This is a genomic window from Burkholderia sp. WSM2230, assembly GCF_000472445.1.
In the GTDB taxonomy this organism is placed as follows: Bacteria; Pseudomonadota; Gammaproteobacteria; order Burkholderiales; family Burkholderiaceae; genus Paraburkholderia.
Genome location: NZ_AXAJ01000005.1, coordinates 139,998 through 153,602 on the forward strand (window position 1 = coordinate 139,998; position 13,605 = coordinate 153,602).

Sequence of the window (13,605 nt, forward strand, 5' to 3'; positions counted from 1 at the left end):
CTCCTGATTCATTGTCAATAAGGGAACATCAGGGAAAGAGCCGTGTGATCGATTCCGCGATGCACGCAGGCTTTTGCGCGCCTTCGCATTCGACGGTCATCTCAGTCTTCAGCTGCGCGCCGCCGCCGTTCAGCGCGGTCCAATCCATCAGCCTGAAGTGCGCGCGCAGACGGCTGTTCACCGGCACCGGCGCAATGAAGCGCACCTTGTCGAGCCCATAATTCAGGCCGCTCCTTGTTTCCTTGATTTCGAAAGCGGTAGCGAGAAACGCGGGCAGCAGGCTTAGCGTCAGAAAGCCGTGCGCGATGGTGCCACCAAACGGCCCCTGCTTCGCACGCTCGACGTCTACGTGAATCCATTGGTGATCGCCGGTTGCGTCCGCGAACTGGTTGATGCGCTGCTGATCGATCAACAGCCAGTCACTGGTGCCGATCCGTTCACCGACAAGCGGCTGCAAGTCTGCAATCTTCTCGAAACTCTTCATGCGTGGTTTTCCTTTTCAAGCAGATTCTTTTGCAGCTGTGCCGCGCATACGGCGTCATGCGCGTCGCCGCTTCCGAATAACACGTCGGCCACAACCGCGCGTTTGTAGAAGTGACCCACCTGGTATTCTTCCGTCATGCCGATGCCGCCGTGCAACTGGATGGCTTGCGCGCAGACGAAGCGAGCAGCTCGTCCGACGATCGACTTGGCCTGCGAGACGGCACGCAGCCGCGCCGGTTCGTCGCCGTTTTCGATCGACGCAAGAAGCGCGTACAGCATCGAGCGCGCGAGTTCCATTTCGACGGCCATGTCGGCCATGCGATGCTGCAACACCTGGAACGTGGCGATAGGCACACCGAACTGCTTGCGCACTTTCAGATACTCGGCCGTGAGTTCAATCGCCCGTTCCATTCCGCCGATCAGTTCCGCGCATAGCGCAGCCGTCGCATGCGCCAGACCGTGGCGCAGCGCCAGCAAGCCTTTGCCGGGTTCGCCCAGCACCGCATCGCGCGTGACGTGTACCTGCTCGAACGCCAGTTCGGCGGCGAAACTTCCGTCGTGCAGCGCAAGCACGCGGCGCGAGACTCCAGGCGTTTCCGCATGCACGAGAAAGAGCGTGATGCCGTCTGTGTCCGGCGTGATTGCCGACACGATGAAGCTGTCCGCATCCGCGCCGCCCAGCACCAGCGTTTTGCTGCCGCCAAGCGAATAGCCATTCGACGTTGCGCTCGCACGCAAGCTCACCGTTTCCGGAAAGCCGCGCGACTGAGCTTCGCTGTACGCAAGCGCGAACTTGCGCGAGCCGTCAGCGAGTTGCGGCAGCCAGCGTTCGTTCTGCGACGGCGTGCCCGCCGCCAGCAGCGTTTGCGCAGCGAGCACGGCGCAGCCGAGATACGGCTGCGTAACGAGTCCACGCCCGAATTCTTGCGCGATCAGCACCGTATCGATCAATGTGCCGCCAAGACCGCCGTATGCCTCCGGCAGCGCCGCCGCCAGCCAGCCGTTCGCCGCGAAAGTTTGCCAATGCGTCGCGTCGCATGTGGAGCGCGCGTTGATGAGCGCGGTGCGGGCCTCGAAGCTGTATGCCCTTCCCACGAAACGACGGACACTGTCCTGCAGCAGTTGCTGCTCTGCATTGAGATTGAAGTTCATGATCGGCAGGCGGCTCAGAGTTGAAACAGCATCTTCGCGATGATGCCGCGCTGGACCTCGCTGGTCCCGCCGTAGATCGTCGACGCGCGGCGGAAGAACATCTCGTTGGCCACACCGCGGCCAAGGTCCTGAAACGGCAACGGCTCGCTATGGCAAGGATCGTGGGGCTCGGGGTAGGCAACCGCGCCGTAGTCTCCAAGCGCCTCGACCATGAACTCGCTGATGCGCTGCTGCAACTCCGTGCCGCGCACTTTCAGAATCGATCCGAGCGCATGCGCCGCCGGGCTGTGATCCTGCTCCATCGCCGCGACACGCTGAACCATCATCGCAATCGCGTTGACCTCCGCTTCCAGACGGGCGAGCCGCAACGCGAATGCCGGCTGTGCGATCAGCGGCTCACCCGCGAAACGTTGCACTGTGGCCAGTTGGCGCAACTGGATCAGATAGCGACGCAGCATGGGCAGCTCGGCCGCACTCGCATGCTCGTTGTTGAGCAGAAACTTGGTGATGTTCCAGCCGTCGCCTTCCGCGCCAACGCGATTGGCGACCGGCACGCGCACGTTGTCGAAGAACGTTTCGTTCAGGTGATGACAGTCGTCGATACTGCGGATGGGACGCACAGTAATGCCGGGCGTCTTCATGTCGACCAGCAGGAAGCTGATGCCGGCCTGCTTCTTCACCTCGGTGTCGGTGCGCACGAGCAGGAAAATCCAGTCGGACTCGTGTGCATAGCTCGTCCAGATCTTTTGGCCATTGACCACATAGCAATCGGCGTCGCGCTCGGCGCGCGTACGCAGCGACGCCAGGTCCGATCCTGAACCCGGCTCCGAGAAGCCTTGGCACCACAGACGCTCGCCATTCAGAATGTGCGGCACATGGGCGAGCTTCTGTTCTTCAGACGCAAATTCGTTCAGCACCGGCCCGAGCAGCTTCTGCGCGAAGCCGTCCTGCGTTGGAGCACCTGCCGCCACGCACTCTTCGTCGAATACAAGACGCTGCAATACGGTCCAGCCTGTGCCGCCGTCTTTCTTCGCCCAGTAGGGCGCGCCCCAGCCTTTGCCGTTGAGAATCTTCTGCCAGCGCACGAGGTCCGGGCGCATGGAGCGAACGCTTCCGACGGGCTTGCCCGCCAGGTCGCGCGGCAGATGCTCACGCAAGAATGCACGAACTTCCTCGCGGAAAGCATCGAGCCCGGGATCGGGTTGAAAATCCATCGATGTCTCCCTCAGTTGCGATACATGGTCACCACGCAGGCACCGCCGATGCCGACGTTGTGCTGCAGCGCAACGCGAGCATTGCCGACCTGCCGCTCGCCGGCAGCGCCGCGCAACTGCTGGACCAGTTCGGTGCATTGCGCGAGGCCTGTCGCGCCAAGCGGATGGCCCTTCGACAACAGTCCGCCCGACGGATTGACGACATAGCGCCCACCGTAGGTGTTATCGCCCTCGTCGATGAACCTGGCCGCCCCGCCTTCCGGGCACAGCCCAAGCGCTTCGTACGTGATGAGTTCGTTGTGCGCGAAACAGTCGTGCAATTCGATGACGTCCAGATCTTCGGCGCCGATGCCCGCTGCCTCATACACCTGGGCCGCCGCGTTCTTCGCCATGCCGAATCCGGCCACGTCGCGCAAGTCGTCGCCTTCGAGCGATTCGGGGCCGTCCGTCGTCAGCGCCTGCGCTGCAATCCGGACGCGTGAATCAAGGCCGCGACTGCGCGCAAAGTCCTCGCTACAGAGAACGGCCGCCGCCGCGCCGCAGGTTGGCGGGCAGGCCATCAGGCGGGTCATCACGCCGGGCCACACGACCTGGTCGGCCATCACTTCTTCAGCTGAAACAACTTTGCGGAATACGGCGAGCGGATTGTTGGCCGCGTGGCGGCTCGCCTTCGCGCGAATCTTTGCGAAGCTTTCGAGCGGTGTGCCGAAGCGCTTCATGTGCTCCACGCCCGCCCCGCCGAAGATGCGCAGAGCCGGCGCGATTTCCGTTGGCACACCGAGACGGTCGCACTGCTTGAGGAAAAGCTCCGAGGGCAACGGCCGGTCATTGAAGTAACTGCCGAGCGCGCCCGGGTTCATCTGCTCGAAGCCGACCACGAGCGCGATGTCAAGCGCGCCCGCTTCGATCGCCTGACGCGCGAGGTATAGTCCCGTCGATCCGGTCGAGCAGTTGTTGTTGACGTTGATGATCGGCAGACCCGTCATGCCGACGTGGTAGAGCGCGCGTTGTCCTGCCGTGGAGTCGCCATAAACGAAGCACGCATAGGCCTGCTGAATCGTCTGATATGAGACGCCGGCATCCGCCAGTGCAAGCCTTGCGGCCTGTGCGCCCATCAGGTCATAGGTTTCGCTGGCGCCAGGCTTCCTGAATGGGACCATGCCCACTCCCGCAACGACGACTTTGCGCGTCATACGTTCTCCTCCAAATTGTTATGCACGCCGATTGAGCGAATCGGTATCAGTTCATGATACGCAGCGGCGCCGGCTGCCGCGCCCCTCGTTTCAAGGGGCAACGGCGGCACGCTCGCCGTTATCCGGTCGCGACGTTGTGCCGCGGTCAATGCAATGCCACCGGTCCCCGCTCAGACGAATGCCGCAACGCCCGTCAGCGCGCGCGAGATGATCAGTTGCTGGATTTCGGTGGTGCCGTCAGGGATCGGAATGATGATCGCTTCCCGAAGCAGACGCTCCACGTTGAATTCCTTGGTGATGCCATTGCCGCCGTGCAGTTGCACCGCGTCGCGGCACACCTGAACCGCCGCCTCGGTCGCGAACGCCTTGGCCATCGACGCCTGCATGTCGCACCTTACTCCAGCGTCGATCAGGCCGAACACGCGCTGGCACATCAAGCGCGCTGCATCGACCATGATCGCCATGTTGGCGATCTTCGCGGCGATCAGCTGGTGCGCGGCAATCACCTTGCCGAACTGCTTGCGCTGCGTCGCGTACGCGATGGACTCCTCCAGCGCCGCGCGCATGATTCCGACCGACAGCGTGCCGACGTGTGCACGCGCAACCTCGAACACCTTCATCGTATTACGCAGACCCTCGCCCTCTTCACCGATCAGGTTGGTCGCGGGCACACGCGCGTCCGTAATGAAAATCTGCGCGGTGGACTGCGAGCTGAGCGCGATCTTCTCGATATTGCGCGACTCGTAGCCGTGCTCCTTGCGGTCGATCAGGATGTGCGAGAGACCTTTGTCGCCTCGCACTGTGCAGATCAGTACGTCCGAGTACACGCCGTTCGTGATCCACGTCTTTTCACCGTTGATGATGAAATGATCGCCGTCGCGCACGGCCCGCGTCCTGAGCTCCGCTACGTTCGAGCCCACGTCGGGTTCACTGATGCCGATCGAGCCGAAAATTTTGCCGGCAAGGCAATCGGGCATATAGCGCTCGCGGACCTCCGGCCGGGCGTTGGTCAGCATCGACGCGAGGCCCATGTTGAGCATCACGCACAACGCGACGTCGCACGAACAGGCCACCAGTTCTTCGAACAGCATGCCTTGCATGGTGAACGACCACCCCATGCCGCCGTATTCGACGGGAATAGTGCAGCCCGGCAGGCCGAATTCGGCAATGCGCTGCGTCAGTTCGCGCATTCGCTCTTTAGGAATGAAACGGTCGCGGTACTCCTTGACCACGGGTTTGACTTCCGACTGCAGAAACTTGCGGAAGCTTTCTACAGCCAGGTTCTGTTCTTCACTGGGCAAATGGAACGGCATGTCGTGTCTCTCGATTATTTGATTTAAGCGCGCCCGAAGATACCGATGTGGTCGATGCTTTCCTCGACACCCCAAAGACCGCCGCCGTTGCCCTGGATGGCGAATCTTGCGCCCTGCACCTGACGCGGACCGCATTCGCCGCGCAATTGCTCGACGAGTTCGAAGATCTGTCCGAGTCCTGTCGCGCCGATAGGGTGTCCCTTCGATTCGAGGCCGCCTGAAGGATTGATCGGCAGACGACCGCCCAGGCTGGAGTCGCCGCGCTCGGCCATCACTCCGCTTTCGCCCGGCTTGCACAAGCCCAGGTTCTCGCACAGCGCGATTTCGCCAATCGACGACGCGTCATGCAGTTCCGCGACGTTGATGTCGTCGGGCCCGATACCCGCTTCGTCGTATGCAAGCTTTGCGGCGTGGACCGTGATGTGGTTCGCCAGATCGTCGCCTGCGCGCTGCGACGCCGAGCGCACGATCGTCGCCAGCACACGTACTGCGCGGCTGCGGTTGAATCCGTGGCGTTTGAGAGCGGACTCCGTGCAGAGGATCGCCGCGGCCGCGCCGTCCGAAATGGGCGAGCACATTGGCAATGTCAGCGGATAGGTGATGGGCGGCGCCGCGAGGATTTCTTCGACGGACATCGCCTTGCGGTATTGCGAGCGCTCGTTGTGCACCGAATGGCCGTGATTCTTCGACGAGACCGCCGCGAACTGCCGCTGCGTGATGCCGTGACGAGCCATCAACTGGCGGCCGATGCCCGCGTACACGTCCATGAACACGCTATACGGCTTGTCCGACGTCGTGCCCGGCGGCGGCGTGACGCCCTTGCCGAGTTCGACCATTTGCGCGGCGTTCGCCTCGGCTGTCTCGACGTCCCATGCGGAGTCGAACACGGAAAACATGCGCGCCTTGTCGTGCGAGTACATTTTTTCCGCACCCACCGCGAGCACCACATCCGCCATGCCGGCGCGCAACTGCGTCACCGCGAGATGAAATGCGCTGCTCGCGGACGCGCACGCGCTCTCGACGTTGTGGATTGGAATGCCGCCCAGGCCCAGCGGGATCAGCGCGACCTGCCCGCGGATCATGTGCTGCCCCTGCATGTGCCCTTGCGTCGTATTGCCGAAATACGCGGCTTCGATCCATTTGCGCTCGCAACCGGAATCCTTGAGCGCGTCTTCGACGGCCCAGGCCGTCAGCTGCTTGACCGACTTGTCCAGATGGCGCCCAAACGGCGTCATGCCGACGCCCACGATGTAGATGTTTTCCATGGTCCTTGCTTCGCGTCCGTATCGGTTAGCGGGTCTCAGCACCCTTTGAATTGCGGCTCGCGCTTTTCGGCGAATGCCCGCAGTCCTTCCTGAATGTCGTACGAGCGCTGGTGATTGCGCAGTTCCAGCAACTCGTGGCGCAGCGCGTCCGCCGCTGTTTTGTCGGCGGCTTCGTTTGCGACACGTTTCATGCGCGCAAGCACCAGCGGACTCTTTCTCGCGAGACGGTCTGCGAGCGCCTGGGCGCGCGGCTTCAATTCCGCGTCGGGCAGCACCTCGTTCACGAGGCCGTGAATCTTCAATTCGGCGGCGCTCATTGCATCGCCGGTGAAGAGCAGATAGCGAGCGACATTGGCGGGCACCTTGCGAGGCAGGATGGCCGCACCGCCCGCACCGGGAAACACGCCGAAATTCGAATGCGCGTCGCCAAGACGCGCGGAGTCTGCGGCGAGCACGAGGTCGCATGCGAGCACGACTTCAAGGCCGCCCGCCAGCGCAATGCCGTTGACGGCCGCGATGACCGGTTTCGGGAAGGCGCGCAAGGTGTCGAAGAACTCGACAATGAGTTCCAGAAACTCGCGCTTGTCCGGACGGGGTGGCTCGGCCGCCTCGATCAGGTCCGCGCCCGCGCAGAACGCACGCCCGTTGCCCGTGAGCACGACGACGCGCACTGCGTCGTCATTGCGCCATGCATTCAGTTGCGCGGTCAGGCCCGTCGCCATGTCGCGATTGAGACTGTTCATTGCGGCTGGCCGGTCCATCGTCAACCAGCCGACCGAACCCACCACCGTCTGCGAATAACTCATCTCCCCTCCGGATATTGACGAACGCCATTGCCTGACGTTGCGGTTGTGATAAGTTAGGTGCGGCCACCCCATTAATCACCCCTCGTTGTGAGGGGGGCACTTCCGCCCGCAGATAGGCGAAGGTTGAGGGCAAAGACGGAGCCAGGCGCCGTCCGTCTGCCGCCATGCATCGACTTTGTGACCCTTTGAATACGCCCTTCACCAAACATCTGGTTTCCACCAGGTTCTCGCCGCCGCGCATCGGCGCCAAGCACGTCGCGCGCACCGATCTGCTCGCGCAGCTGCAGCGCATGCAGCACTGCCGGCTCGCACTCGTCACCGGCAGCGCGGGATACGGCAAGACCACGCTGCTCGCGCAGTGGCGCCAGACGTGTCTGAAGGCAGGTGCGGAAGTCGCGTGGCTATCGCTCACTGCGGAGGACAAGGGCTACGTCGCTTTCTGCACCGCGCTGTTCGCGGCCATGCAGCGCGGCGGTATTCCTGTCGAAATGGATCTGCCGCTTGAAGAAGCGAGCGCCCCGGCCATGGACGCCTCCATCGCCACGATCGTCGAGGCAGCGGTCGATCTGCCCAAAGACCTCTATCTGATCATCGACGATTACCACTACGTCGAGGCACCGCTTGCGCACCGGTTCATGCAGAAGCTGCTCGATCATGGGCCGGGCAATCTGCATCTCGTGATCGCTTCGCGCGTCACGCCGCCGCTTGGCCTGAGCCGCCTGCGCATGATGGATCAGATCGTCGAGGTCGACAGCGCGGCACTACCGTTCGATCTCGCGGAAACGCGCGCTTTCGTCGACGAGAATCTCGGGACCGGCAAGCTCAACGCAGACGAGCTCACGCTGATCCACGAACTGACGAGCGGCTGGCCGTCGTGCATCCAGCTCATCGCCATCATGCTGAAGAACCGGCCGGAAACGCGGGCCACACTGCACGATCTCGTGTGGCGCTCGAGTGATCTGCAAACGTACCTTAGCGAAGAAGTGATGGCGTACCTGCCGGTGGAACTGACCGAATTCGCAGAAGCGCTCTCCCTGTTCCGCCGCTTTAGCGCGCCGCTCGCGCGCTTCCTCACGCACAACGCGAATACGGCCGAACTGCTCAAACGCATGGAAGACGAGAATCTGCTGATCATGCGCGTCGATTCGGACGACCGCCTGACCTGGTTCCGCTTTCACCCGCTATTCGGCGAGTATCTGACAACGCGGCTCGCGGGCCGCGACCCGGCTGCGGTGCGCGAACTGCACAGGCGGGCGGCCCAATGGTTCGCTGACCACGGTTTGCTCGTGGAAGCCGTGCGGCACGCAAGCGCGGGCGAAGACGCGGAGTTCGCGGCCTCCGTCATAGAACGGGCCGCGCCTGCTACGTGGAGCCTCGCATACCTCGGTCCAACGCTTCATTTGCTGGAACATCTGCCGGAAGAAACCTTGCTCACGCACCAACGGCTGCTTTTCATCGCGTGCCTCGCGGTCGCGTTGACTACGCGGCCCGCGAAAGCCAAGGCGTGGCTCGCGCAACTGCAATCGCGGGCGTCGTCAGGCGATCCCGAGGTTGCGCATAGCATCCCGCTGATCAGTGCGGCAATTGCATTTCAGCAGGACGACTCGCAGCACATGATCGATCTGCTCGAACCGCATCGCGATGTGCCGCTGGAAAATCCGTTTCTCGAATACATGCGCCTCGCCGAGCTGAGCGCTGCCTACGGCGCGGCGGGGCGATATGCGGATGCAAAACATCTGTTTGAAACGCACCCCATTCCGCCCGCCGACGAGCACAACGACATGGCTCTCGTTGCGCAGGCAACACGCGCCTCCGCGTTGCTGCTGCAAGGCAATGTGCGCGAAGCGGAGCGAGTGGGCTCGGCGCTGCTCACACGCTCCATTCAGGCTGTCGGCCGCTATTCGATCAGCGCGAACATCTGTGCGAGCGTACTCGCTGATGTCTACTACGAACTGGACCGTATCGACGACGCCCGCGAAACCATCGCCAATCGCCGGGGCCTGCTGCAATCGTCGGGGCCGGACGTGATGATCCGCACGTCGTTGTGCCGTGCGCGGCTCGATCTGCTTCAGGAAAGCGCGGATGCGGCTCTGACCTTCTTGCAGCACCAGGTGGCGCATCTGCGCAGCATGCGTCAGATGCGCGCTGTCGTTCACATGCTGGCAGAACAGGTCAAGGTGCTGCTCGTCAAGGGCGACCACACGCATGCGCGCGAGACTTACCTGTCGCTCGAGGAACTGGCGCTGGCTTATCCGGCGGAACAGGGCTTCAAGGCAGAAATCCCCGCCATCGCGGCACTGGCAAAGGCACGTCTGCTATGCGACGAGGAGCCCGAGACAGCATTGCGCGCTCTACAGGTGACGCGCAGCCACGCCGAGGCCTTCGGCAGGGGCAGGCTGGCGGCGCTGACCGACCTGCTTTCGGCCATTATTTTCGCGGACCAGAAAAGCACCGACGACGCCCAGGTGTGTCTCATAAGAAGCCTGGAAGCCGCGCAGCGCCTTGGCATAGTGCGCACGTTCATCGACGAAGGGCCGGCGGCCGGCAAGCTGCTGGCCAGCATGGTGCGCGAGAGGAAACTCGACGGTTCCACGCTGCGCTACGCGACCGAGCTGCTCGAAAAATTTCCCGAGGCTGCGGTTGCGGACGGTACGGCAGGCAGCGTCCGTCGGCATGGAGCGTCGAAGCTGCAGCCGGTCCTGACGCAGCGCGAAGTGGAAATACTCGGGCTCGTCGCGCAGGCCATGTCGAACAAGCGCATCGCGCTCTCGCTCAATATCACGCTCGAAACGGTCAAATGGAATCTTCGCAACATCTTTGGCAAGCTCGGTGTATCGAGCCGCTATGACGCGATGGTGTGGGCACGCAAGCATGACCTGATTCAATAGAGGTCGTGGTTGTGGGGCGGGACCTTGCGCGGGAGGCGTTGCTGGATGTGTTGCTGGATGTGTTGGCTCACACCACCGCGCTCACGCCGCCATCCACCGCGAGAATCTGTCCGGTGACGTGCTTGCCCGCATCGCTCGCGAACAGCAGCGCCGCGCCCTTCAGATCTTCATCGTCGCCCAGACGGCGCAACGGCACTCGGGCACACATCTTGTCGACGTCCCAACGGTCCAGCGAGGCTTGCGTCATCTTCGACGGAAAGAAGCCAGGTGCAAGCGCGTTGACCGTGATGCCGTGCTCGCCCCATTCGCTCGCGAGCGTGCGCGTGAAGTTGACGACGGCGCCTTTGGACGTGTTGTAGGCAATGGTTTCCATGGTACCGGGAACATTGCCGGCAAGCCCCGAAATCGACGCCACGTTGATGATGCGGCCATAACGGCGCGGAATCATGGAGAGCTTGCCGATTCGCTGAGTCAGCAAAAAAAGCCCGCGGATGTTCAGGTTCATCACCTTGTCCCACGCCTCGACCGGATAGTCTTCCGCCGGCGCACCCCATGCCGCGCCCGCATTGTTCACGAGAATGTCGACGTGCCCCAGTCGCGCAAGCGCCTTGTCGGCAAGTTGCGCGATGTCTTCGTCGTGCGCGACGTTGGCGGCGATCCAGTGCGCCTCGATGCCACGCGCGCGCAAGTGCGCAGTGGCCTGCTCGAGTTCGTCGAACTTGCGCGCTGAAAGCACGACGCGTGCGCCCTGTTCACCCAACGCTTCGGCTATCTGCAGACCAAGTCCGCGCGAGCCTCCCGTCACGAGTGCGGTCTTGCCGTCGAGGTCGAAGAGTTGTTGAACCGAACGTGTTGACTTTTCCATGTTGCTTCCCCATCCGACAAATGATGTGTGAGGCGTGCGCCTCGAATTGCCATGCAGCGCGAAGCCGCTCGACGTGCGGATCAGAACCAGGCGTCGCGCATGTCGAACGTGGTGCGGTCCAGGCTGGCGAGCAGATCGAACTGCGCCGACACGCGTGGCAGTTCCCAGCGGAAAAAGTACGCAGCGGCCGCGAGCTTGCCGCGATAGAACGCCTCGTTATCGCCACTCGCGCCCGCGTCTATCTCGCGTTGTGCGACGCAGGCCTGCTCGAGCCAGACCCAGGCCATCACGACATGGCCAAAGGCCTCCAGATAGAGCGATGCATTGGCGAGCGTCAAAGCCGGATCGGCGGCCGCGCATAACCGGTGCGTAACCGACACGAGCCGCGCGGTTGCCTGTTTCAGGCTGCGCGCTTCGCTCGCGAGTTGCGTGCCGGCCTGTGCGTCCGATTGCGTGTCCGATTGCGTGTCCGATTGCGCGTCACCTTGCGTGCCCGCTTGTGTATCCGCTTGCGTGTCACCTTGCGTGTCCGCCCGTGTGCCCGCTCGCGTGCCACTGTGCTGTGCAGCGCGTGCAACGCACGACTCGATTTTCCCGATGAGCAGGCGGAACGCTGCGCCCTCCTTCATCGTCACTTTGCGGCCGAGCAGGTCCAGCCCCTGAATGCCGTGCGTGCCTTCGTGAATGGCATTGAGGCGATTGTCGCGATAGAACTGTTCGACGTTATATTCGCGTGTGTAGCCATAGCCGCCGTGCACCTGGATCGCGAGGCTGTTAGCTTCCAGGCACCATTGCGATGGCCAGCTCTTCGCAACCGGCGTCAGAATGTCGAGCAGCAGCGTAGTGCATTCACGCGATGCAGCGTCGCCGGCCGCGTGTGCCGCACGCTCTTCGTCGACGAGCTTCGCGCAATAGAGGTTCAGCGCCAGCGCGCCTTCCGCATAGCTCTTCTGCGCGAGCAACATGCGGCGTATGTCCGCATGCTCGACGAGCTTGACCTGCGGACTCGCGGGGTCCTTGCCGCCGGGGCCCGTTGCGCGGCCCTGTGGACGGTTGCGCGCATAGTCGAGCGCGTGCAGGTAGCCGGTGTACCCGAGCATCGCCGCGCCGAGGCCGACGCCGATACGCGCTTCGTTCATCATGTGGAACATGCACGCAAGGCCCGAGCCGGGCTCGCCCACCAGATAGCCGACCGCGCCCGCTTTGCCGCGCGGCAGATAGCGCGCGCCCTCGCCGAAATTCAACAGGCAATTGGTGGTGCCCCGGTGCCCCATCTTGTGATTGAGTCCGGCGAGCACCACGTCGTTATGTTCACCGCAAGAACCGTCTTCATTGACCAGGTACTTGGGTACGATGAAAAGCGAGATTCCCTTGACGCCTGGCGTCAGCTTGCCGTCGGGCCCCGGAATCTTTGCGAGCACCAGATGGACGATGTTTTCCGACAGCCGATGCTCGCCGCCCGATATCCACATCTTGTTGCCGCGCAGACGGTACTGTACGCCGAGCCGCGACTCGCATTCGTACTCGGCGCGCGTGGCCACGTCCGAAAGCGACGAGCCCGCCTGCGGCTCTGACAGGCACATCGTGCCGAAGAACCGACCTTCCATTTCGGGCCGCACGAACGCCTCGATCTGCGCCGCGGTGCCGTGTGCGAGCAGCAGATTCGCATTGCCGATAGTCAGAAACGGATAGCCGGCCGTAGCGGCGTTCGCACCCATAAAGTATGCAAAGCCTGCTTTCTCGATCACTAGCGGCAATTGCATGCCGCCGAACTCATAGTCCTGCCCGGCCGCCATCAGGCCGGCTGCGCAGAACACGTCGAGCGCTGTCTTGACTTCGGGAATGATGTGAACCGTCTCGCCGTCGAAGCGCGGCTCGTTGTGATCGCTCTTCTTGTTGTGCGTCGCAAAGAGATCAGTCGCGATCTTTTCGCAGGTATCGAGCGCCGCGTCGAAGGTCTCGCGAGAGTGATCGGCGTAGCGCGAAATGCGGGTGAGCGCGTCAGCCTCGAGCCATTCGTACAACAGAAAGTTCAGGTCGCGCCGCGAGAGGATCAGAGACATGCCGCCCTCCCGCGTGCAGCGCCTAAAACCGGCCCGCGCCCTTTGCATTCAAGCCGGGACGCGAAGTGTTGCACGCCGCTGCGGATGCGGCCCGCAGCGGCGCGTTCCTGTGAACGCTGAACGATCATTTTGCCGAACTCCGGACTGCGATACGCGTTGCGTTCGCCCGCAATGTAGTCGTTCACGCTTTTTTTCTCCATCTCTCAGTGATATTGCCGGCCCTCGCATACGAGCCGCACTGAACAGTGCCCGGCCTCGATGCATGGCAATGAAGTTAAACACCTTTCGGTTGCGGCTTCTCCCCCTCGTTGCGAGGGGACTTCCGCGCTTGCGTGCGCCCTATCCTGCAAACCCGGCAGACGA

10 protein-coding genes are annotated in these 13,605 nt (G+C 62.8%); 1 reads left to right on the forward strand and 9 read right to left on the reverse strand.

Annotated features, from left to right (window positions below):
• Positions 1 to 28 precede the first annotated feature (28 nt).
• The 7 genes from A3AC_RS0112490 to A3AC_RS0112520 form a co-directional block, all read right to left on the reverse strand.
• Entirely contained in the window at positions 29 to 484 is a 456-nt protein-coding gene (locus tag A3AC_RS0112490) for a MaoC family dehydratase (RefSeq protein WP_025599215.1), read from the reverse strand.
• Positions 481 to 1,635 (reverse strand): acyl-CoA dehydrogenase family protein, encoded by a 1,155-nt coding sequence (locus tag A3AC_RS0112495; protein WP_025599216.1) that lies wholly within the window; start codon positions 1,633 to 1,635, stop codon positions 481 to 483. The genes A3AC_RS0112490 and A3AC_RS0112495 overlap by 4 nt, the downstream gene beginning before the upstream one ends.
• A 14-nt stretch (positions 1,636 to 1,649) precedes the next feature.
• Entirely contained in the window at positions 1,650 to 2,849 is a 1,200-nt protein-coding gene (locus A3AC_RS0112500; RefSeq protein ID WP_025599217.1) for an acyl-CoA dehydrogenase, read from the reverse strand.
• Between the two features lie 11 nt (positions 2,850 to 2,860).
• Positions 2,861 to 4,042 carry a lipid-transfer protein gene (locus tag A3AC_RS0112505; RefSeq protein WP_025599218.1) on the reverse strand — a complete coding sequence of 394 codons (1,182 nt, stop codon included), beginning with the start codon at positions 4,040 to 4,042 and terminating at the stop codon, positions 2,861 to 2,863.
• Between the two features lie 170 nt (positions 4,043 to 4,212).
• Positions 4,213 to 5,355, reverse strand: coding sequence for an acyl-CoA dehydrogenase family protein (locus A3AC_RS0112510; protein WP_025599219.1), 1,143 nt, complete (start codon positions 5,353 to 5,355; stop codon positions 4,213 to 4,215).
• 23 nt (positions 5,356 to 5,378) lie between these two features.
• Positions 5,379 to 6,620, reverse strand: a complete 1,242-nt coding sequence (locus A3AC_RS0112515) for a thiolase family protein (RefSeq protein WP_025599221.1) — start codon at positions 6,618 to 6,620, stop codon at positions 5,379 to 5,381.
• A 35-nt stretch (positions 6,621 to 6,655) separates the two neighbouring features.
• Positions 6,656 to 7,426 carry an enoyl-CoA hydratase/isomerase family protein gene (locus tag A3AC_RS0112520; RefSeq protein ID WP_025599222.1) on the reverse strand — a complete coding sequence of 257 codons (771 nt, stop codon included), beginning with the start codon at positions 7,424 to 7,426 and terminating at the stop codon, positions 6,656 to 6,658.
• A 185-nt stretch (positions 7,427 to 7,611) separates the two neighbouring features.
• On the opposite strand from A3AC_RS0112520, the gene A3AC_RS0112525 reads away from it, so the two are divergent.
• On the forward strand, positions 7,612 to 10,314 hold the full coding sequence (locus A3AC_RS0112525; RefSeq protein WP_025599223.1) for a LuxR C-terminal-related transcriptional regulator: 2,703 nt from the start codon (positions 7,612 to 7,614) through the stop codon (positions 10,312 to 10,314).
• 67 nt (positions 10,315 to 10,381) lie between these two features.
• On the opposite strand, the gene A3AC_RS0112530 is transcribed toward A3AC_RS0112525, so the two are convergent.
• Together A3AC_RS0112530 and A3AC_RS0112535 are read right to left on the reverse strand one after the other, a co-directional pair.
• Positions 10,382 to 11,179, reverse strand: coding sequence for an SDR family oxidoreductase (locus A3AC_RS0112530; protein WP_025599224.1), 798 nt, complete (start codon positions 11,177 to 11,179; stop codon positions 10,382 to 10,384).
• An 80-nt stretch (positions 11,180 to 11,259) separates the two neighbouring features.
• Positions 11,260 to 13,242 carry an acyl-CoA dehydrogenase gene (locus A3AC_RS0112535; RefSeq protein ID WP_025599225.1) on the reverse strand — a complete coding sequence of 661 codons (1,983 nt, stop codon included), beginning with the start codon at positions 13,240 to 13,242 and terminating at the stop codon, positions 11,260 to 11,262.
• Positions 13,243 to 13,605: the final 363 nt, after the last annotated feature.

Excerpts from the sequence above, each read along its gene's own strand:
- A3AC_RS0112490 (WP_025599215.1), bottom strand. The coding sequence starts at position 484 with ATGAAGAGTTTCGAGAAGATTGCAGACTTGCAGCCGCTTGTCGGTGAA.
- A3AC_RS0112495 (WP_025599216.1), bottom strand. The coding sequence starts at position 1,635 with ATGAACTTCAATCTCAATGCAGAGCAGCAACTGCTGCAGGACAGTGTC.
- A3AC_RS0112500 (WP_025599217.1), bottom strand. The coding sequence starts at position 2,849 with ATGGATTTTCAACCCGATCCCGGGCTCGATGCTTTCCGCGAGGAAGTT.
- A3AC_RS0112505 (WP_025599218.1), bottom strand. The coding sequence starts at position 4,042 with ATGACGCGCAAAGTCGTCGTTGCGGGAGTGGGCATGGTCCCATTCAGG.
- A3AC_RS0112510 (WP_025599219.1), bottom strand. The coding sequence starts at position 5,355 with ATGCCGTTCCATTTGCCCAGTGAAGAACAGAACCTGGCTGTAGAAAGC.
- A3AC_RS0112515 (WP_025599221.1), bottom strand. The coding sequence starts at position 6,620 with ATGGAAAACATCTACATCGTGGGCGTCGGCATGACGCCGTTTGGGCGC.
- A3AC_RS0112520 (WP_025599222.1), bottom strand. The coding sequence starts at position 7,426 with ATGAGTTATTCGCAGACGGTGGTGGGTTCGGTCGGCTGGTTGACGATG.
- A3AC_RS0112530 (WP_025599224.1), bottom strand. The coding sequence starts at position 11,179 with ATGGAAAAGTCAACACGTTCGGTTCAACAACTCTTCGACCTCGACGGC.
- A3AC_RS0112535 (WP_025599225.1), bottom strand. The coding sequence starts at position 13,242 with ATGTCTCTGATCCTCTCGCGGCGCGACCTGAACTTTCTGTTGTACGAA.